Origin of the sequence: Uliginosibacterium sediminicola (genome assembly GCF_039631295.1) — a bacterium.
In the GTDB taxonomy this organism is placed as follows: domain Bacteria; phylum Pseudomonadota; class Gammaproteobacteria; order Burkholderiales; family Rhodocyclaceae; genus Viridibacterium; species Viridibacterium sediminicola.
This window is the reverse complement of record NZ_JBDIVE010000002.1, coordinates 165,368-185,707: the sequence shown is the minus strand read 5'-3', so window position 1 is coordinate 185,707 and position 20,340 is coordinate 165,368. Positions and strand designations below refer to the sequence as shown.

General features: G+C 64.6%; 18 protein-coding genes. 4 read left to right on the top strand and 14 right to left on the bottom strand.

Going from position 1 to position 20,340, the window contains the following annotated elements; genetic code table 11:
• Positions 1-36 precede the first annotated feature (36 nt).
• From ABDB84_RS04640 to ABDB84_RS04625, 4 genes are all read left to right on the top strand, one after another.
• Positions 37-414 (top strand): four helix bundle protein, encoded by a 378-nt coding sequence (locus tag ABDB84_RS04640; protein ID WP_345918522.1) that lies wholly within the window; start codon positions 37-39, stop codon positions 412-414.
• A 33-nt stretch (positions 415-447) separates the two neighbouring features.
• The gene (gene guaA / locus ABDB84_RS04635) at positions 448-2,052 is read left to right on the top strand and encodes a glutamine-hydrolyzing GMP synthase (RefSeq protein WP_345918521.1); all 1,605 of its coding nucleotides are present in this window, start codon (positions 448-450) and stop codon (positions 2,050-2,052) included.
• A 113-nt stretch (positions 2,053-2,165) separates the two neighbouring features.
• The gene (locus tag ABDB84_RS04630) at positions 2,166-3,488 is read left to right on the top strand and encodes a leucine-rich repeat-containing protein kinase family protein (protein ID WP_345918520.1); all 1,323 of its coding nucleotides are present in this window, start codon (positions 2,166-2,168) and stop codon (positions 3,486-3,488) included.
• Between the two features lie 164 nt (positions 3,489-3,652).
• Positions 3,653-3,865, top strand: coding sequence for a hypothetical protein (locus ABDB84_RS04625; RefSeq protein WP_345918519.1), 213 nt, complete (start codon positions 3,653-3,655; stop codon positions 3,863-3,865).
• Positions 3,866-3,964: 99 nt separating this feature from the next.
• On the opposite strand, the gene ABDB84_RS04620 is transcribed toward ABDB84_RS04625, so the two are convergent.
• From ABDB84_RS04620 to ABDB84_RS04555, 14 genes are all read right to left on the bottom strand, one after another.
• Positions 3,965-5,599 carry a PepSY-associated TM helix domain-containing protein gene (locus ABDB84_RS04620; protein ID WP_345918518.1) on the bottom strand — a complete coding sequence of 545 codons (1,635 nt, stop codon included), beginning with the start codon at positions 5,597-5,599 and terminating at the stop codon, positions 3,965-3,967.
• Between the two features lie 13 nt (positions 5,600-5,612).
• Positions 5,613-5,912 (bottom strand): hypothetical protein, encoded by a 300-nt coding sequence (locus ABDB84_RS04615; RefSeq protein WP_345918517.1) that lies wholly within the window; start codon positions 5,910-5,912, stop codon positions 5,613-5,615.
• A 1-nt stretch (position 5,913) separates the two neighbouring features.
• Positions 5,914-6,186 carry a hypothetical protein gene (locus ABDB84_RS04610; RefSeq protein WP_345918516.1) on the bottom strand — a complete coding sequence of 91 codons (273 nt, stop codon included), beginning with the start codon at positions 6,184-6,186 and terminating at the stop codon, positions 5,914-5,916.
• Positions 6,186-8,660 carry a TonB-dependent siderophore receptor gene (locus ABDB84_RS04605; protein WP_345918515.1) on the bottom strand — a complete coding sequence of 825 codons (2,475 nt, stop codon included), beginning with the start codon at positions 8,658-8,660 and terminating at the stop codon, positions 6,186-6,188. Before ABDB84_RS04605 ends, ABDB84_RS04610 begins: the two co-directional genes overlap by 1 nt.
• Before the next feature lie 131 nt (positions 8,661-8,791).
• Complete coding sequence (locus ABDB84_RS04600; protein ID WP_345918514.1) at positions 8,792-9,832, bottom strand: FecR domain-containing protein; 1,041 nt, start codon at positions 9,830-9,832, stop codon at positions 8,792-8,794.
• Between the two features lie 11 nt (positions 9,833-9,843).
• On the bottom strand, positions 9,844-10,320 hold the full coding sequence (locus ABDB84_RS04595; protein WP_345918513.1) for a sigma-70 family RNA polymerase sigma factor: 477 nt from the start codon (positions 10,318-10,320) through the stop codon (positions 9,844-9,846).
• A gap of 191 nt (positions 10,321-10,511) precedes the next feature.
• Complete coding sequence (locus ABDB84_RS04590; RefSeq protein WP_345918512.1) at positions 10,512-12,905, bottom strand: TonB-dependent siderophore receptor; 2,394 nt, start codon at positions 12,903-12,905, stop codon at positions 10,512-10,514.
• Between the two features lie 94 nt (positions 12,906-12,999).
• The gene (locus ABDB84_RS04585) at positions 13,000-13,962 is read right to left on the bottom strand and encodes a FecR domain-containing protein (protein ID WP_345918511.1); all 963 of its coding nucleotides are present in this window, start codon (positions 13,960-13,962) and stop codon (positions 13,000-13,002) included.
• On the bottom strand, positions 13,959-14,462 hold the full coding sequence (locus tag ABDB84_RS04580; protein ID WP_345918510.1) for a sigma-70 family RNA polymerase sigma factor: 504 nt from the start codon (positions 14,460-14,462) through the stop codon (positions 13,959-13,961). Before ABDB84_RS04580 ends, ABDB84_RS04585 begins: the two co-directional genes overlap by 4 nt.
• Before the next feature lie 287 nt (positions 14,463-14,749).
• Entirely contained in the window at positions 14,750-17,179 is a 2,430-nt protein-coding gene (locus ABDB84_RS04575) for a TonB-dependent siderophore receptor (RefSeq protein WP_345918509.1), read from the bottom strand.
• 140 nt (positions 17,180-17,319) lie between these two features.
• Positions 17,320-18,303 (bottom strand): FecR domain-containing protein, encoded by a 984-nt coding sequence (locus tag ABDB84_RS04570; RefSeq protein WP_345918508.1) that lies wholly within the window; start codon positions 18,301-18,303, stop codon positions 17,320-17,322.
• Between the two features lies 1 nt (position 18,304).
• Positions 18,305-18,811 carry a sigma-70 family RNA polymerase sigma factor gene (locus ABDB84_RS04565; RefSeq protein WP_428715069.1) on the bottom strand — a complete coding sequence of 169 codons (507 nt, stop codon included), beginning with the start codon at positions 18,809-18,811 and terminating at the stop codon, positions 18,305-18,307.
• Between the two features lie 148 nt (positions 18,812-18,959).
• Entirely contained in the window at positions 18,960-19,139 is a 180-nt protein-coding gene (locus tag ABDB84_RS04560; protein ID WP_345918507.1) for a hypothetical protein, read from the bottom strand.
• On the bottom strand, positions 19,136-20,335 hold the full coding sequence (locus tag ABDB84_RS04555) for a PepSY-associated TM helix domain-containing protein (RefSeq protein ID WP_345918506.1): 1,200 nt from the start codon (positions 20,333-20,335) through the stop codon (positions 19,136-19,138). The genes ABDB84_RS04560 and ABDB84_RS04555 overlap by 4 nt, the downstream gene beginning before the upstream one ends.
• Between the last annotated feature and the right edge of the window lie 5 nt (positions 20,336-20,340).

Here is a 20,340-nt window from a genome sequence, read left to right as displayed (position 1 = left end):
GGGCTAGGGGCTAGGGGCTAGGGGCTAGGGGCTAGGATGGCCGAGGTGCGCAGTTACCGCGATTTGAAGGTCTGGCAGCTCGGGATTGAACTGGTCGAGTCGGTCTATCTGCTGACAGCCTCTTTCCCGGAATCTGAGCGCTTTGGTTTGATAGCTCAGCTTCGTCGCTCGATGGTGTCGGTGCCTTCGAACATTGCAGAAGGTCATGCGAGAGGTTCAACGCGTGACTTTCTGCGTTTTATTTCCATCGCGCTGGGTTCGCTTGCAGAGGCAGAAACACAGCTCATTATTTCCAACCGTCTGAATTACTTGAACGGCGACGAGGTGCAGAGGTTTCTGGGACAGATGGACGAATTGGGTCGCATGCTGCGTGGTCTGCAGAGCACGCTGGCGAACCGTCTTCCTAGCCCCTAGCCCCTAGCCCCTAGCCCCTAGCCCCTCACAAAAATGCACGACAAAATCCTCATCCTCGATTTCGGCTCCCAGGTCACCCAGCTCATCGCGCGTCGCGTGCGTGAGGCCAATGTGTTCTGCGAGATTCATCCCAACGATGTGTCGGATGAATTCATCCGCAGCTTTGCGCCCAAGGCCATCATCCTCTCCGGCAGCCACGCCTCGACCTATGAAGACCATGAACTGCGCGCGCCGCAGGCAGTGTGGGATCTGGGCGTGCCGGTGCTGGGCATCTGCTATGGCATGCAGACCATGGCCGTGCAGCTCGGTGGCAAGGTGGAGTGGAGCGATACACGCGAATTCGGTTACGCCGAAGTGCGCGCCCACGGCCACACCAAGCTGCTCGACGGTGTGCAGGACTTCGCCACCGCTGAAGGCCACGGCATGCTCAAGGTGTGGATGAGTCACGGTGACAAGGTCACGGCGCTGCCGCCGGGCTTCAAGCTGATGGCCTCGACGCCGAGCTGTCCCATCGCCGGCATGGCCAATGAGGAGAAGGGTTACTACGCGGTGCAGTTCCACCCCGAAGTGACGCATACCCTGCAGGGCGCGGCGATGCTGACGCGTTTCGTGCGCGAGATCGCCGGCTGCGCGGGCGACTGGATCATGGGCAACTACATCGACGAAGCCGTCGCCAAGATCCGCGAACAGGTCGGCGATGAGGAAGTCATCCTCGGCCTGTCCGGCGGTGTCGATTCCTCCGTCGCCGCTGCGCTGATTCACCGCGCCATCGGTGATCAGCTGACCTGCGTGTTCGTCGACCACGGCCTGCTGCGCCTGAACGAAGGCGATATGGTGATGGAGATGTTCGCCGGCAAGCTGCATGCGAAGGTGATTCGTGTCGATGCCAGCGAACTCTTCCTCGGCCAGCTGGCCGGCGTCACCGATCCCGAGAAGAAGCGCAAGATCATCGGCGGCCTGTTCGTCGATGTGTTCAAGGCCGAGGCGGCCAAGCTCAAGGCGGGCGATGGCGGCCACAAGGGCGCGACGTTCCTGGCTCAGGGCACCATCTACCCCGACGTGGTCGAGAGCGGTGGCACCAAGACCAAGAAGGCCACGACGATCAAGAGCCACCACAACGTCGGCGGCCTGCCCGAGCAGCTTGGTCTCAAGTTGCTCGAACCGCTGCGTGAGCTGTTCAAGGACGAGGTGCGCGAGCTGGGCGTGGCCCTGGGCCTGCCGCCCGAAATGGTCTACCGTCATCCCTTCCCCGGTCCCGGCCTGGGCGTGCGCATCCTCGGCGAAGTGAAGAAGGAATTCGCCGACCTGCTGCGCCGTGCTGATGCCATCTTCATCGAGGAACTGCGCAATACCCGTGACGAAGCCACAGGCAAGACTTGGTACGAGCTCACCAGCCAGGCTTTCACCGTCTTCCTGCCGGTCAAGAGCGTGGGCGTGATGGGCGACGGCCGTACCTACGACTACGTCGTTGCGCTGCGCGCCGTGCAGACCAGCGATTTCATGACTGCCGACTGGGCCGAGCTGCCCTATAGCCTGCTCAAGCGCACCTCGGGGCGCATCATCAACGAAGTGCGCGGCATCAACCGCGTCACCTACGATGTCAGCTCCAAGCCGCCGGCAACCATTGAGTGGGAATGAGCAAGGCAGTGAGCTTGCAATCGTAATGAACAGGGCCGGCGCAATGCTGGCCCTGTTTTCATGCGCAGAGCCGCGTGCTCTGGCACCGATGGATATTCGTCTGAAGCACTTTGATGAAGCACACACTTGAACAACTGCGTGCCGGCGAGCTGGCTGGTGTGCGGCGGCTGAGTCTTTCCTGCGGGCTGCGCGAATTCCCGGCGGAGATTTTCTCGCTGGCCGATTCGCTGGAGATTCTCGATCTCTCCGGCAACGCGCTCTCCACCTTGCCAGACGCGCTCGTGACGCTGCCGAAGCTGCGCATCGTGTTCTGCTCCGACAATCAGTTCACCGCGCTGCCCGAAGTGCTGGGGCGCTGTCCGGCGCTGACGATGATCGGCTTCAAGGCCAATCGCATCCGCCATGTGTCACCACGCGCCTTGCCGGCCGGGCTGCGCTGGCTGGTGCTCACCGATAACGCCATCGAAGCACTGCCGGAAGAGATTGGCCAATGTACGCAACTGCAGAAGCTGATGCTGGCCGGCAATCGTCTGCGCAGCCTGCCCGCTTCGCTGGCGCAATGCACGCGGCTGGAATTGCTGCGCATTGCCGCCAACCAGCTTGCCGCCTTGCCCGACTGCCTGCTCGGCTTGCCGCGCCTGTCCTGGCTAGCCTTTGCCGGCAATCCCTTCTGCGCTGCGCTGGAATCTGCCGCGCTGGGCGAGCACAGCATTCCCGACATCGACTGGGCACAGCTGGATGTTGATGTGCTGCTGGGCGAGGGCGCTTCAGGACAGATCTACCGCGCCCACTGCGCACAGCCCGGCGAGGGACGCCTGGCGGTGGCGCTCAAACTGTTCAAGGGTGCCGTCACCAGCGACGGACTGCCGCAGTGCGAGATGGCTGCGGCCATCCGTGCCGGCCAGCATCCTGGCTTGATCGGCGTGCTCGGCCGGGTGCAGGGCCATCCGCAGCAGGCACAGGCCCTGGTGATGCCGCTGATCGATGCCGCCTTCCGCAACCTCGCCGGGCCGCCCAGTCTGGATTCTTGCACGCGCGACATCTATGCCGAGGACACGCGGTTTGACCTGCCTGCCGCGCTCGCCATGGCGCAGCGCATCGCCTCGGCCGCCGCCCATCTGCATGCGCGCGGCATCATGCATGGCGATCTCTACGCGCACAACACGCTGCACTGCGGGCAAGGGCGGGCGCTGCTGGGAGATTTCGGCGCCGCCTCGTTCTACGCGCCTGATGCGCCTGTCGCCAGCGCCCTACAGCGCATGGAAGTACGCGCCTTCGGCTGCCTGCTCGAAGAACTGCTCGAACGCAGCCGCGTGGCGCCGCAGGAAGCCGCCCGCCTGGCCGCCTTGCAGGCTTTGGCGGCGGACTGCCTGAGCGAGTCGCCCGCGCAGCGCCCGCTGTTTGCCGAGATCGAAGCGCGCCTGCAGCACGGCTGAGAGCGCTCGCTTGGGCAGTGTTGTATTGAAAGTGTTGAGGCTTGAGCCTGCCTCGATACGGCGCTGCGCGCCACTCGGCACGAACGGGGAGCAATCACGGCAAATTTTTTGCTCCTGAGCTGGTCGTGACGATAGCCTCGTAAGCTCACAACTGGAGGTGCTAAATGAGCAAGCTAAGCGAATTAGATTCCTTGAAAATCAAGTACACCGAGAGCGTGATCGCGGCGCAGGTAGCTGGCGAAAATCTGCTGAAAGCGGCAGGAGAAGGACCTGCTGCGATAGTCGCAGCCTTAGCTGCTGTTAAGGAGGCGGCTGAACAGCGAGATTGCATCGAAGTGCAACTACGAGCTATCGACGAGGATGACGGCCAAGAGTAGGGCTAGCCGGCATAGCAAGTAAAAAAGAGCCGCCTCAGCTTTGTTGCGTGCGCGAGTTTTCCTTGCGCACGCAGATGAGTTTTTGGGTTCGTGTTTTTCCTACACGATTGCTTGTGATTGTGCCGCTTTAGCTGTTGACGTAGCCGACCAGACGCTGGCGCTTGTTCCCTGCGCCACGCGCCGTGCCGTCGCACGCGCCATCCACATGAAGCACAGCGCGCCCACCAGGGCGGTGGCGTCCACGCCCAGTGCGGCGGCACTGGTATTGGCCCACAGGCCCAGCGCCGGTAGCGCCCAGCCGAGCAGGGAGCTGGCCGGGATGCACAGCGTGGCGGCCGCTGCCAGCCACAGCAGCTGCGCCGCCGCCCGCGCCGCGCCGCGCGCAAAGGCCCAGGCGATGCTGGCGAAGAACACCGCGTAATAGACATACCAATGCCAGGCATTGAGATCGGCGACGTGGCCGTAGAGCCATTTGCCGGCGACGATGCTCAGCGAAATGCCGCTCACGCAGCCCAGGCAGACGCCAAGCGTGCCGGCGGCCAGCCATTCCGTGTCGCGACGCTGGGCCGGCAGCGCTTCGCCGCTGCGCTGTTTCTTGCGCCGCGATTCGATCCACAGCAGATTGCCGCTGTAGAACAGCCAGGCGCCGGCGAGGGCGAGCAGGAAGTACATCCAGCGCACGCTGTCGCCGCCAAAGGTGGCAAAGTGCAGCGCGAAGAAGCTGGCCAGGGTGAGATTGGCGACGCTTTGCTGGCCGGGCAGGAAATCGCGGCTCATGACTTTGCCGCTGTAGGGATCAAGCGCGACAAAACCGCCCATCGCGCGTGGCGAGGGCGCGCCGGCGTCGTGCCCCCAGATGCGCACCATGGCGCGCGGGCCGCTCACATTCACATATTGCAGGGCGCTGGGCTTGAACTCGGGCGCGATCTGGCGGGCGCGGGCGAGCAGCTCCAGCGGTGGCAGCATGTTGGCCGGATCGCGTGGCGCAGCCTGTTTGGGCGGCGTGCGTGGGCTGAAGGCCTTGGCCAGCTGGCCGTCATGGAGGTACTTGTTTTGCAGTGCGTAGATGTCGTCGTGATAGGCGAAGACGACAGCAGTGATGGCCATGACGATGTGAAACGGCAAGCTGAACAGGCCCACCACATTGTGCGCATCCAGCCACATGCGCTTGAGGTTCTTGCCGACGCGCAGCGCAAACAGGTCCTTGACCAGGGTCGGCAGCAGGACGACCACGCCGGACACCAGGGCCAGCGCATACAGCGTGCAGATCAGGCCCATCAGCCAGCGACTGGGGTCGTTGTCGAAGGGCAGGCCGACCACGCGATGCAGGATGTCGATGAACTCCGCCAGCTGCGAGGGCTGGGTCTCTTCGATGTGCGCTGCGCCGCTGCCGTCCAGACTGGCGCTGAAATGGCGTCCGCCCAGCGTGTCGTGATCATCCTGGCCGGGTGTGCGTTCCTGCCATTGCAGCTGCCGGGTTGCTTCATCGAGTTGCAGGTTCAGCGCGAAATCGCGCGCCGCGGCGGGGCGCGCCGCCAGGGTGCGGCTGATCAGCGCGGGCGCCTCGGCCAGTGTCACCGGCGTCGAGATGCTCGGCGGCGCGACCCAGCGCGCCAGTGGTTCTTTGAAAACGGTCAGCGCGCCGGCGTAAAAGGCGATGAACAAAGCCATGCCGCTGAGAATGCCGGTCCAGGTATGGACGCTTTTGTAGATCTTGATGAAATCGGTGCGCATGATGTGCAGGCTCTCAGGACAGACGCGTCAGCAGCAGGGCGCCGAAGACGAGGAGATTGGCGGCGCCCAGCCACAGCCAGGCGCGCAAGCCGCTGGCAAAGAAGAAGCAGCCGCTGAGCACGCCCAGCCACACCGGCACCACCAGCCACATCGCGAACTGCGCCCGCGTGCTGGCCGGTAAGCCGGCGCTGGCCCAGGCCAGCAGGCCGCTGCAACCCATTGCCAGCGTGAAGCCGAGCAGGGCGCCGGCGCTGGTCTTGGCCAGCCAGTCACGGCGAATGGCCGGCGCGGCGGTCTTGGTTGGGGACGACATCTCAGTGCTCCTTGGGCGCAGCGCGCAGTGCGCCGAGGTAAGTGAGGGCGACGCAGAGCAGCATCAGCCAGGTCAGCAGCACGAACACGGCGGTCGGCAGCAACAGGCTTTGCGCCAGCAGCCACAGCGCGCCGGCCAGCAGCAGGGCGGCGCCTAGCCGCGCCGGTCGGGCGCGCAGTGCCGTGCGGCACCAGCGCTGGTGCGGCGAGGCCAGATAGAGCAGGACGCTGCCGGCCAGGGCCAGCAGCAAGCCTGCCGCGAGGCTGGCGGCCATCAGAAGTCCACCGTCGCCGACAGCTTGTAGGTGCGTGGCGCGCCGAGGGTGGCGTAGCCCTCGTTGAAGCGGCCGGACCAGTAGTTGCGGTCCGTCACGTTCTCGATATTGGCGCGCAGCACCACGGCCTTGCCGGCGATGCGGGTGCTGTAGCGCGCACCCAGGTCCCAGCGCGTCCAGGACGGGATCTGCAGGGTATTGGCCGCATCCAGATACTGGCTGTCGGTGTAGATCAGGCGCGTGTCGAGCGTCAGGCCGCTGAGATAAGGCGTATCCCATTCGCCGCCCAGGTTGGCGGTCCACTCGGGCACGCCGGGCGCCTTCTTGCCGTTGTTGCTGGCGGTGGCTGCGCGCACCTGTTTGCCTTGGGTATAGGCCGCACCGCCGAGGATGCGGGTCTGCGTGCTGAGCTTGCCGAAGATGTTCCATTCGACGCCGCGATTGACCTGCTCACCGTCGAGCGCCAGGGTCGGCAGCGCGCTGCCATTGCTGATCGACACCGTCGAGGGTTTGAGGATGCGGAACAGGCTGACGGTATTGGTGAAGTCACCCACGGCCCATTTCACACCGGTTTCGGCCTGGCGCGTTTTGTACGGTGCCAGGGTCTCGCCGGAGTTGGCATAGGTTGTGCCGACGGTGACGCCCGGGCTCAGACCTTCGATGTAATTGGCGTACAGCGAGACATCCGGGCCCCAGGGCTTGAACACCACGCCGGCCAGCGGCGTGATGGCGGTTTCGTCATAAGCGCGCGGGCTGGCCATTTTTTGCCGCACATGCTGATTGCGCGCACCCAGAGTGAGCAGCAGTTCATCGTCGAGCATCGACAGCGTGTCGGACAGGGCCAGGCCGGTGTAGGCGTTGTCGGCGCTGCGTACCACGGCGCCATGCGCACCGGCCAGGACCGGATTGCTGTTCGGGTTGTACAGATTGGTCGTGTAGTTGGCGCTGGTCGCCACGCTGGCGGCGCCGCTGGTGGTTTGCAGCGAGGAGTAGCTGGCGACCACGCGATGGGCGACGCTGCCGGTGGCGAAATTGCCGCGCAAGCCAGTCTCTGCCGAAATGCTGCGCGTGTAGCCGGCCTGGTTGTAGGTGGTGCCGGTGGAGCGGCCGTCATCGGCAAGCACGATGGTGCGCGTGCCGTTGATGTAGCCCTCGTAGTTGTAGCGCGCCTGGCCGATGCTGGCATAGGCGCTGAGCTGGCGGTTCAGATCAATCTCGCCGCGCAGCATGGCGCCTTCGGTGCGCTGCTTGGCATAAGTGCCCTGCAGCGCATTCTTGCTCGCATCCGGTGCCTTGAGAACGTGCCCCAGGGTGCCAAAGTAGACCATCAGCGGGCTGCCATTGGACTGGTCCTGTTTGACGTCGTAGGCGTCAAATTCCAGCTTCCAGTGATCGCCCCGGTAATCGACCGCCACCGTGCTGAAGTTCTCGTCCTTTTTCTGTCCTTCCAGCTCGGTTTTGCCATTGTTCGCCGAGCCATTGAAGCGCACGCCCAGACGCTTTTCCTCGCCGAAGCGGCGGCTGATATCGGCCGCCAGACCCAGGCGTGAGGACGAGATATAGCTGCTGGTCAGGCGCGTCAGCGGCGCATCGGTCGCGCGCTTGGGCACCAGGTTGATCACGCCGCCGACCGCGCCACTCGGCGCCATGCCCGAGAGCATCGCCGCCGGACCCTTGAACACCTCGACGCGTTCAAGGAATTCGGTCGGCACATGGGTGCCCGGCATCAAACCATAGAGACCGTTGAAAGCCAGTTCCGAGGAATTGATGTCAAAGCCGCGGATGGTCATGTTTTCCGAGTTATGGCCATCGCTGGTGGTAAAGCGCACCGAAGGGTCATTGCGCAGCACATCGCCGACCGTCGTGCTCTGCTGATCGGCAATCGTTTGTGCGGTGTAGGCGGTGACATTGAAGGGCGCATCCATGATGTCCACATTGCCCAGGATGCCCAGGCGCGCACCGCGTGCGACCTGTCCGCCGGCATAGCTGTCGGGGGTGTCATTGGCCAGCGGCGCGTGGCCCGTCACGGTGACCGCCGGCAAGGCCAGATCCTTGGCCGGTTTGGCCTGGCTGCTGAGCCCGGCGGGAAGCGGGCGCAGCACGAAGCCGCCTTGCTCGATGGGCACGGCCTGCAAGCCGGTATCGGTGAGCAAGGCGGCCAGCGCGTCCTGCACGCTGTACTGGCCCTTGATGCCGGCGGTGGTCTTGGCCTGGGTTTGTTCAGCGGTGAAGCTCAGCAGCACATTGGCGCTGCTGGCCAGGCTGCGCAAGGCCGCGGCCAGCGGCCCGGCTGGAATATTGTATTGCTGGCGCGCACTGCCGGCCTGGGCTGCGCTGCTGGCCTGCGCCAGCGCGGTGGGGCTGATGCTGCACAGCGCGAGGCTGCACAGCGCAACCGAGACCGCCTGGGCGATGGGGCGCAGGCCAGGGCGTTGCGGGAATGAGGGAGAAGCTGTTGTCGCTGCGGTATTCATGAGGGCTCTTCCAGACAAGTGGCCTGCTCACATGCAAGCCTTACTGGGTAGGTGCCTTGGGAAATCGAATCGGGCAGTGCGCAACGCAAAAAAATCAGATTTTTTTCAGTTGCCCGTTTCAGTTGCCTTTTTCAGTCGCGCGCTTCTGCCGCCGTCACCGTCACCCAGTAGCGGCTGCGCTGCAGCACCTGCAGCGGCAGCACATTGGGCAGATTGGCGAGGATGCGGTCGGTGTCCTGCAGCGGGAACACGCCCGAGATGCGCAGCTCGGCGACATCCTCCGTGCAGCGCAGCAGCCCCGGCCGGTAGCGGTCCAGCTCGGCCACGAAGTCGGCCAGGCGCATGTTGTCGGCGATGATCTGGCCACGCGTCCAGGCGCCATCCTGTTCGTCGACCGCTGTTGTCATGCCGAAGCCGCTGGCGCTGAACGACAGGCGCTCGCCGGCATTGAGCCGTTGCACGCCGGCGGCAGCGCTGCGCGGGCGGATCTCCACCGCGCTCTCAAAGACCATGACGCGGCTGTGGGCCGCGTGCTGGCGCACCGAAAAGCGCGTACCCAGCGCCAGGATCTCGCCTTCGGCCGTCTCGACAATGAAGGGCCGCTGCTCGCGCTGGCCGCCACGGCGCGCATGACCGGTGACGACCATCAGCTCGCCGGCGTGCAGGCGTACCCGGCGCTGCCGCTCATCGAACTGCACGCTCACTGCGCTGGCGGTATTGAGTTGGAGCAGGGTGCCATCTTCGAGCGTCCAGCTGCGCTGCTCGCCCGTTGCGGTGCGATGGCTGGCGCTGAGCGCCTGCCAGGTCTGGGTGCGGCAGCCCAGGGTCGCCGTGAGGCCCGCAAAGCCGCCCCACAGCAAGAGCTGCAGCGCCTGGCGACGGCCCGGCTGGCGCGGCGCTTCGCTGGCATAGGGCGACAGGGTCTGGTAGGCCGCCTGCGGCTGCAGCACCTTGAGGCGGCCGACGACCGCTTCGATGTGCTGCCAGGCGCGTTCGTGATCCGGGTGTTCGGCCCGCCAGGCCTGCCAGCGCGCACGCTCGGCCGCGCTGGCTTCGCCCGACATCAGCAGGGTCAGCCAGTCGGCTGCCTGATCGGCAATCGCCGGGTGCAGCGGCTGGCCGCCCGCCATCGGCATGCTGTGCGGGCTGTCCTGGCTGAGCGAGGCAGACATCCTGGGCGATCTCAAACCGCCAGTGCGAACAGGCACTGCCGGTTGGCGCGGCTGAGGTACTGCTTGACCGAGCTGGTGGACACCTGCAGGCGCTCGGCGATCTCGGCATAGCTCAGCTCTTCGAGCTGGCACAGCAGGAAAGCTTCCTTGACGGCCGGCGGCAGGCCGTCGAGCGCGCGGTCGAGCTGCTGCAGCGCTTCGAGCGCCATCATCTGCGCCTCGGGCGAGGGCGCCAGCGGCTCGGGCAGCTGCGCCAGCATATCGAGGTATTCAGTCTCCAGCAGCTGGCGACGGTGGCGGTGCGCCATCAGGCGGCGTGCAATCGTGCTGAGGAAGGCACGCGGCTCGCGGATGTCGGTCTCCACGCCGCCATGCAGCAAGCTGAGGAAAGTATCTTGCGCCAGATCCGCCGCCACGAAGCCATCTCCCAGTCGCCGCCGCAACCAGCCCTGCAGCCAGCTGTGGTGCTCGCTGTAAAGGGTGTGCACTTGTGACTGGAGAGCGGACTGAATCGCCGACATGGTCTTCGCTTGCTAATGAGAATTGTTCTCAATATTAACTTAAGCGAAGAGGCGCGGCAAATTCCTTGGCGTATGTCAGGACTAGCTGGCGATGGGCTGGCGGGCCTGAGGGCGTATTTCCGCAGGCGGGTACAAGCCCTGCGGAATATGAACGCCAGTTAGAACTGGTACTGCGCCGAGAAGGCAATGCTGCGTGGCGCGCCAACGTAGTAGCTGTTGGCCCAGTAGTTCTTGCCTTCCACATTATTGACGTTCACGCGCAGGGTCAGCGGTTTGCCCTGCAGGTTCAGGGTGTAGCGCAGCCCCAGGTCCAGCGTGGTGTAGGCGGGCAGGCGATCGGTATTGGCTTCGTCGGCCCACTGCTTGCCGGTGTAGTAGATGCCGCTGCTGACGCTCAAACCGGTCACCGGCAATTCGTATTCGGCATACAGCTTGGCGACGAAGTCAGCGACGTTGATCGGCTTCTTGCCGCTGTAATCGCCACCCTTGAGTTGGGTGTCGAGCAGGGTCACGCCACCGAGCAGGGTGAGTTTCTGGTTGGCCTTGCCTGTTGCCGTCAGCTCGATCCCCTTGTGGTTCTGGCGACCATTTTGCGTATAGATATTGTCGCTGCCGGTGTATTCGTAGGCTTTTTCGATCTCGAACAGGGCGCTGGTCAGCTGCATCTCGCCCAGCGTGGCTTTGATGCCCAGCTCTTTCTGCTTGCTGACCATGGCGGGCATCACTTCCTTGGCATTGCTCGCCGTGTCGGGCGCGCGACCGCCGATCTCCAGCCCTTCGATGTAGCTGGCATAAGTGCTCAGCCAGGAAATAGGCGTGAACACCAGCGACAGTGAGGGCGAGTTGCGCGACTTCTTGTACTGCGCCTGGGTCTCCGAGCCGTCTTCGGCCAGCGTCTTGGAGGTGATCGTGCTGCGCGTGATGCCGACCAGGGCGGACCACTGCTGGTTCAGCTTGATGCTGTCGCCGATGACGTAATTGCGGTTCGAATCGCGGCCCGCATAGTAGAGCGCGTTGGAATCGTTGGGGAATGCTGGCTGTGCAATATGGGTCGGCGTGGCGAAGCTGTACGGCCCCAACCAGCCGGTGCCGGAGAAGTAGCTTGAGGTCCAGGCTTTCTCCGAGAACATGAAGTGACCCAGGGTCAGCTTGTGCGAGATCGCTGCCGTGTCGAACTGGATGTCGGCCAGCGCCTGGGCGGCTTCATAGTTGGACTTGCTCTGGCCGCCGCGATAGGCCAGCTGTTCATAGCCGGCTGTGCTGCTCACGCTGTTGAGCGTGTGCACGGTCTCGGGCCGCTCGAGCACGTTGTAGCTGTAAGCGCCGCGCAGCGTGATGTGCTCGTTGAGCAGATAAGTCAGGCGGTTGGAGAATTTGGTGCTGGTGACTTCGTCCAGCGCCCAGGCTTGCGACCAGTTCTTGCTCACATCAGGCGCCGCGCCGCGCGGGATCGAGTAGAACCAGTAGGCGGACGGGCTTTGCGTCTTGTAGTGGTTGTAGACCGCATTGACTTCGAGCAGCAGCTTGTCCGTGAGGTCCCAGTCGAACGCGCCGCTGACCAGTTCGCGGCTGATGCTTTGCTCATCGACGGCGGTATTGCCTTCCTGTTTGACCACATTCAGGCGATAGCGCGTATCGCCGTCGGCATCGATGGGGCCGCCGAAGTCGCCATGCACGTAGTTCTGGCTGCCGCCGTAATTGCCGAGCGTGACGCTGTTATAGCGCTGCGCGGTGGGACGCTTATAGACGTAATTGACCATGCCGCCCGGCGCCGCCGCGCCGTAGAGAAAGCCCGATAGACCGTTGAGCACCTCGACCCGCGCCTTGTCTTCGACGACCGCCGCGTGGTTGTAGGGGCGGCGCAAGCCGTCTTCGGCCGTGTCGTAGCTGGTGAAGCCGCGAATGCTCACCGCCGGCGACCAGCCGGTGTTCTGGGCGGTGATGGTGCGGGTGGATGGGCTGATCTTGTAGATGTCATCCGCCGATTGGGCCTGGGTGTTTTCGATCAGCTCCTGCGGGATCACGCTGACCGCGAACGGTGTTTCCTGCAGCGAGCGACTGCCCAGCGCGCCCAGCGAGGTGAGTGTTTTGCTGCGATAACCAGCGCTGGCCTTACCCTCTGTTTGCGGCGAGGCTTCCGTGCCGGCGCGCACCGTCACCGCCGCCAGCTGGGGCTCTGGCTTGTCGCTGGCGGCGCTTGGCGGCCGTTTCTTCAAGCTGAATCGAGCCGCGCCATTGGGCACCGCGTCGAAGCCGGAGCCCTCCAGCAAGCGGGCAAAACCGGCGGCCACTGTATAGCTGCCCTGCAAGCCCTGGCTGCGCAGACCGCTCAGCTGGGCGGCATCGAAAGCCAGGGTGACGCCGGCCGCGCCGGCAAAGCGGCTCAGCGCTTCGGCCAGCGGCGCGGCGGCAATCTCGTAGCGCTGTTCGCTGCTGTGGGCGCTGGCCGGGGCGGCGGACTGGGCTGCGGCGGGCAGGCTGGCGCACAGCAGTGCGGCGTGAACCAGCAAGACCAGGGGACGCAGGGCAAAGTGGTGGGGCTGATGTGTCATTGCAACTCGCTCAGTGATGGGTTTGAAGAGGGATCACCGGGAGGACGAACGAGCGTGGCCGCAAGTGCAAATCGGGCCGAAATATTTTTTGAACTCAGATCGTGCGCGGCACGAGGCGAATCCAGTACGGCGTGAAGCGCTCGACGCGCAGCGGGAAACTCTCGCTCAGCGCGGCCAGGGTTTGCTCGCTATCGTCGAGCGGGAAGGCGCCGGAGATCTTCAGCGTGGCGATGGCGGGATCGCAGCCGAGGTAGCCGCTGCGATAACGTGACAGCTCTGCCAGCACCTCGGCGAGCGGCCGCTCGACAACCACCAGATGGCCGCTGGCCCAGCTGCCGGCGCCGATTTCGAGCGCGTGCAGCGGCGCGCTGTCGCTGGCCGAGAAACTCAGCTGCTCTCCCGCTGTGACGCGCTGGACCAGATCGGGCCGCCGCTGCGGGCGCACTTCCACCGTCTTCTCCAGCACGCCGACCGTGGTCCGCCCGGCCTCGATGCGCACAGTGAACTGCGTGCCCAACGCCTGGATGCGGCCATGCTCGGTGTGCACCATGAAAGGCCGCGCCGGCGTGTGCGGGTCGCGCTGTGTGCGGATGAGGATTTCGCCGGCGTGCAGCTCGATCAATCTTTGATCCGCGCTGAAACGCACATCGACCGCACTGCGCGTATTGAGCGTCAGTTGCGAACCATCGGCGAGTTCGATGCGGCGGCGCTCACCGGTCGCGGTGCGGTAATCGCTGCGCCATTCGGCCCACGGCGCCTGCCGATAGGCGAGCAGGCCGCTACCGCTGAGCACGCCCAGCAGCGCCAGGCTGCGTAGCACGCTGCGCCGGCTCGACGGCTTGCCCAGCGCCGGCAGTACCAGCTCGCCGGGCACGCGTTTGAATTCGCCGCATACCGCCTCCACGCGTTGCCAGGCTTGGCGATGCGCGACATCGGCGGCCAGCCAATCCCGCCAGGCTTGTTCCAGCGCCGGCGTGCTGGGCTCACCGCGCAGCCGCGCGTACCAGTCGGCCGCCGCGTGAATGGCGCGGACATTGGCCTCGCTGGGCGCGTTCATAGCTGCGCCAGACAACAATGCGCCATGCCGCGCGCCACATAGGTATTGACCGAACGCAGCGAAATGCCGAGGCGCTCGGCAATCTCGGCATAGCTCAGGTCCTCACACTGGGCGAGCAGGAAAGCCTGCTTGACCTTGGGTCCCAAGCCGTCGAGCAGGCGGTCCAGCTCGAACAGCGCTTCCTTGAACAGCGCCTCGTCTTCGGCAGACGGATGACTTTGTTCAGGCAGCGCCGCCAGGGCTTCCAGATAGCTGCGCTCGATCTGCTGGCGGCGGAACAGATCCACCGTCAGCCGCTTGGCGATGGTCGCCAGATACGCCCGTGGCTCGCGGATCTGCGCCTCGGCCTGGTTGAGCAGCACCTTGATGAAGGTCTCCTGCATCAGGTCCGCCGCCTGCTGCGGGCAGTCCAGCTTGCGCCGCAGCCAGCCCTGCAGCCAGCTGTGGTGCTCGACATAGAGTTCGGCGACGGGGTCGAGTGTTGCGGCGGCGGTCGTCAAGGAGCTGCTCCGGGAAATCGAAGGTGCTGCTTCGCCTGTTTGGAGTGCAGGTGAGCGGCACGGAGATAAGAATGATTCCCATTCTCTGCATTTGCTCCGGGTGCGTCAATTGTTGTCTGAAGATATCTGCGGCGGCTTCCTCAATGAACTTGGCTTTTTGCCACGAGGTTACCCAGGCTGATCAAGCATCGTCAGGTGGCGATCCCGAGCCTGTGCGGCGCGGGATCGCGGGTCAAGATGTCAGCGATAAGGACCATAAGGACCTTATGCCAAGGGAGGCCCGAAGCTCACCAGCGGTAGCTGCCGCTGACAATGACTTTGCGGCGCTCGCCATAGAAGCAGCGGTAGGGGCACAGGGCGACGTAAGTCTTGTCGGCAAGATTGCTGATGTTGAGCGCAAAGCGCCACGGCCCGGTGCTGTAACTGCTCATCGCGTCGAACACGGTGTAGGCGGGTGTTTCCAGATCGGTCCAGGTGCCGATGGTTTCCCCGACATAGCGCGCGCCAGCGCCGAACTTCAGGCCCGGCAAGCCGAAGGCGCCGAATGCATATTCGCCCCACAGGGAAACTTGGTTGTAGGGGACGCCGCCGGTTCGCCGACCATCCTGCGTCGGGGTCAGCGGGCTGCTCTTGAGCGTCCTCGCGTCGGTGTAGGCGTAGGCTGCGATGAGGCTGGTATTGCGATCAAGGCTGGTCTTGGCCTCCAGCTCGATACCACGCGAACGCACCTCGCCCTGCTGCACCTGGAAGTAGTCGCCCAGGTCCGCATTGAGCGGGTCATCAACCAGTACGTTGGTGCGCGTCAGCTGATAAATCGCTGCCGAAAGCATGGTGGCCGAGCCGCTGGGCTGATAGCGCAAGCCCAATTCGTATTGTTCGCCCTTGGTGGGGGAGAAGCGCGTTCCGCTGCGGGCAACTCCGGTGCTCGGCTCCCATGACTGACTGAAGCTCAGGAACGGGGCCAAACCATTGTCGGCCAGATACACCAGGCCGGCCCGTCCGGTAAAGGCATTGCTTTTCTCGTTGTTGACGGGGCAATTGCTCGCGTCGGCAAAGGCGCAGCTCTTGTCCTTGGTGTCGTCCTGGCGGCCGCCCAAGCTCATCACCCAGCGATCAGCGAACTTCATCTGATCCTGAACGTAGACGCCCATGCGCGTGCTCTGCGCCTTCCATGAGTAATCCTGGTAGCTGAAGCTGCCCGGGGCTGCGCCGTAAGTCGGCGCATAGACATCGATGGACGCAATATCCGCGGCATAACGCTCGGATTGGTGTTTGGCCTGGGTGTAATCAACGCCCAGCAAGCTGGTGTGCTTCACCCGTCCGTGATGCCAATGGTATTGCAGCGAGGAGTCTGCGGTGGTGGCGGAAGACTCGTCATGGCGCTTGTTGACGCCACGGCTGAGCGTGGTCCGCTCATCGCTGTCCAGCTCCCCGATCCAGGTATTCACATAGTCATTCTTGTTATGGAAGTAACGCAGGCTGTGACGCAGTTTCAGCGCGTCGTTGAAGGCGTGCTCAAACAAATAGCCGAGGGTGTAACGCTTGTTCTCGTACTTGTCGATGCCCGGCTCACCCAGGTAGCGATTTGAGGGCAGCTGGCCGTTGCGGTTGGACAGCAGCGTGCCCGACTGCGGCAGCCCCGGATTGTAGGCACTGCGGTCGTGCTGGTATTCGGACAGCAGGGTCAGCGAGCTTGCTGCGCTGGGCTGCCAGGCCAGCGCGGGCGCGAGGTAGGTCCGTTTGTCGGGGATGTGATCAATGAAGGTATCGCTATCGCGTCGCAGGGCGGTCAGCCGGTAGGACCAGGTGCCATCTTCCGTCAAGGCGTCAGCAAAGTCGCCCGACAGCTGTTTGCGGTTATAGCTGCCGACTTCGACATTCAGTTCGTGCAGCGGGTCTTTCGTCGGCCGTTTGCTGACCGTGTTGACCAGGCCGCCGGGGGCGGACAGACCGTAGAGCACCGAGGAGGCGCCCCGCAGCAGCTCGACGCGCTCCAGACCATAGGGTTCCTGCTGGCCATTGAATCCATTGACGTTGTACTTGAGGCCGTCACGGAAGTAGCTGCCGTATTCGGCGTCAAGATCAAAGCCCCGCACGCGCATCTGGTCGCGCGTCGAATCGACATCTTCGGAGTGCAGCACGCCGGCCGAATAGCCCAGCGCCTCGGTCAGGTTGGCGGACTTCTGCGTCTCGATTTGCGCCGCCGTGACGACCGTAATCGACTGCGGTATCTCGATGATGGGCGTATCGGTCTTGGTGCCGGTGCTGCTGCGTTTGGCCACATAGCCAACGACCGGGCCGCTGGCGTTCTCGCTTTGCTGGCCGGCGCGCACCGTCACTGGTGCGAGCGTGGGTTCTCGCGGTGCCGTCTGCGGCGACTTGTACAAGGTAAAGCTGCCGTCACGCCGCGCTTCGGCCACCAGCCCGGTGCCCTGCAGCAGGCGGGCGAGTCCGCTGCTGGCGCTATGGCTGCCTTGCAGGCCGGGGCTGTGCAGCCCGGCGGTCAGGCTGGTCGGGAAGCTGAGCAGGATGCCCGCTTCGCGGCCGAAACGGTTGAGGGCGGCTTCGAGCGGGCCGGCGGGAATGTTGTAGCTGCGTTGCGCGGTGGCGCTGGCCGCTTCGGCGGCGCTGGCTGGCAAGCTCAAGGCCGGCAGCAGGCCGAGATGGGCGACGGCCAGGGCCAGGCGGCTCAGGCGGGGCAGAGTGCGGTGGGGCATGGTGCATCCTCGTGAAGGGTGAAATGTGTTGTTTCACCGGGTATGTCCCACGAGAAAAAAAAGTAGACCATTTTTCGCCCGCGATCTGTCGATCTGTCGATCTGTCGATCTGTCGATCTGTCGATCTGTCGATCTGTCGATCAGGCGGCGGGGCGCAGCGTGACCCAGTAGCGGGTGAGGGCGTCGATGCGCACCGGCAGGCTGGCGCACAGCGCGTCGAGAATGCGTTCGGTGTCGGCCAGCGGATAGCTGCCGGAAACCTGCAGATGGGCGATTTCCGGCGCGCAGGCGAGGCGGCCGTAGCGGTGGCGGCTGAGCTCGGCGAGGAATCCGGCGAGCGGCATGCCGCTGGCGACCAGCATGCCCTCGCGCCAGGCGACGGCGTTTTCATCGGCCGCGCGCGGCACCACAGCCAGGCCGGGCGCAAAGCGGCTCTGTTCGCCGGCGTGCAACACCTGCCGAGTGGCCGTGTCGTCGCCGGTCTGGATGGCAACGGCGCCCTCGAACACGGCGAGCTGGCCGGCATCTGCCAGCAGGCGCACCGCGAAACGCGTGCCGAGCGGGCGCAGCACGCCGTAAGGGGTGCGGACGAGGAAGGGGCGCGCCTGCGCGTCGTGGCCGGTGCGGATCAGGATCTCGCCGCGCTGCAGGGTCAGCTGGCGGCGTGTTGCATCGAACTGCAGGTCGACCGCGCTGTCGCTGTTGAGCGAGAGTTCGCTGCCATCGGCCAGATTCAGCGTGCGCCGTTCGCCGACGCCGGTGCGCAGGTCGGCCAGCCAGCCGGTGCTTTGGCGGCCGGAAGCACTGTTCAACCATAACCCGCCGCTGGCGCCCGCCGTCAGCAGTGCGATCAGCAGCTCGCGGCGCTGGCGGCGCGGGCCGCCGAGCAGGGCCTGGCGTACCGGCGGTGCGTGTTCGGCGACTTGCTGCAGGCGGCCATTGACGCGCTGGATGTGGTCCCAGGCGCGACGGTGTTCGGGATGCGCGGCCAGCCAGTCGGCGAAGGCGCGCCTCGGCGCCTCGGCATCGCCCGCCTCCTGCAGCTCGAACAACCAGTCCACGGCCTGGGCGGCGATGTCCGGGGCGATGTCCACGGTCGGCGAACGCGGCAGGGCGCTGTTCATCTCAGGCCACATCAAGCGCGAAGTAGCACAGCGCGCCGGCGCGCCGCAGATGGCGCTTGACGGTGGTGACCGAAATACCCAGTTCGGCGGCGATCTCGCCCTGCTTGCGGCCATCGAGCTGTGAGCGCAGGAAGACGCGGCGGACCTCGTCCGGCAAGGTGGCGAGCAGGGCGTCGATCTCGCTCAGCGTCGCGAGGATGATCTGGCGCTCCTCCGGCGACGGCGCCAGCGCTTCCGGCTGCAAGGCCAGGGCGGCAAGATAGGCCTGCTCCAGATATTCGCGCCGCCAGTGGTTGGCCAGCACGCGCTGCGCGACCGTCGTCAGAAAGGCACGCGGCTCCTGGATGGCGACCGGCTCCTCACGATTGATCAGGCGCAGGAAGGTGTCGTGGGCGAGATCGGCGGCGCGATGCGTACAACCCAGCTTGCGCCGCAGCCAGCCCTGCAGCCAGCTGTGGTGCTCGACATAGAGTTCGGCGACGGGGTGGGATGAAGCGATAGCGCTCACGGGAAGCCTCCGGAAGAACAGGAATCACTGGCTGGCTATCTGAAGGCCTGGCTTGCCATTGAGAATGATTCTTATTGTCAGGCTGATGGGCGCTTGGCGTCAAATCCTGATGGCCCGTTGCAGGGCGTCTCGTGAGGGCTTGTCGAGTTTAGAGGAGGTATCGCAGCACGATCAGCAGTGGCAGACACAGGGAGACCCACGACAAGACATGCCATGCACCGCTGCCCAGCAATGCGGCGAGCAGACCGAAGAGGGTGAGCGCGGCGAGTAGCACCGGCATCGCCCAGACGCGAAGCAGGCTATTGCGAGGTTTTTGCGCGGCGCTCATGCGGATGACTCCTGTTTTTCCAGCGCCTCGTGGGCAGCCAGGATGTGCGCGAGCCGCGCCTTGTGGGTGTGACGGCGCGTGATCCAAAGATACAGCCCGCTGCCCAGCACCACGAGGGTGATGAGATCAAGCAAGCCCCAGACGATCTTGAGCGGTAGCCCGGCGTAGTCCCCGAAATGAAGCGGGCGCGAAACTTCGATCATGCGCAGATACCAGGGCATGGTCACGATTGCATTGAGTTCGCCGCTGCGTGCATCCACCAGTGCCGGGCTGAGTAGCCGGGAGGTCAGCGCGCTATTGCCCCTGGCCCACAGCACGTAGTGGTGCGAGCTGCCATAGCGGCTGCCCGGAAAGTCGATACCGGTGACGATCATGCCCGGCTGTGCGGCGAGCACTTTTTGCAGCGCAGCCTGCAGCGAGCCCATTTCATCGGGTGAGGGCGGTACTTTGCCCCGCCAGGGCGCGATGACTGCCTGCACATCCGTACGCTGCCACAGTGCGAACAAGGGGGTGGTCAGCTCGTTCAGGGCGCCGGTGAGCCCGACCACCAGTGCCCAGACCACCGTGGCGATGCCCAGCAGGTTGTGGAGATCCAACCATTTCAGGCGGCGGGATTTCCCGCTGCGCACGGTGCCGAATTCCAGTTTGCGCATGTAAGGGCCGTAGAGCACGACGCCGGAGATGATGGCGAGGACGAACAGCAGTCCCATTGCACCGAACACGAGCGCCCCGGGCAAACCTGCGAACAGACCGGTATGCAGGGCAAACAGGCTTTGATTGAACTTGGGCAGCCATGCCGGCGAGTTGGCGGATTCGCCCAGCAGGCTGCCCGTGCGGGCGTCGAAGGCGAGCCAGTGCATGTGCTGCGGATCTTCCGAAAGTTCCCATGAAGGTGCCATATAGACCCGGATCTGGGGTGCGTCCGGATCCAAGAAGATGCCGGTGATCAGATCCTTTGGAAAAGCCTGCCGTGCCGACTGGGTGATGCGGTCCAGACTGATTCGCGGCGTGTCTTGCGGCAGCTCGGCGTAAGCCGCCATGGGTATGAGTGCGTCTCCGAGTTCGTCGGCAAACACCAGTGGCAGCCCGGTGAGGCAAGCGCCAAACAAGAACAGGGTGCACAGCAGCGAGCTCCAGCTGTGCAGGGCGAACCAGCGGCGCAGGCGCCGCTCTCCGGGGCGGGAATCTGGATGCATGGATG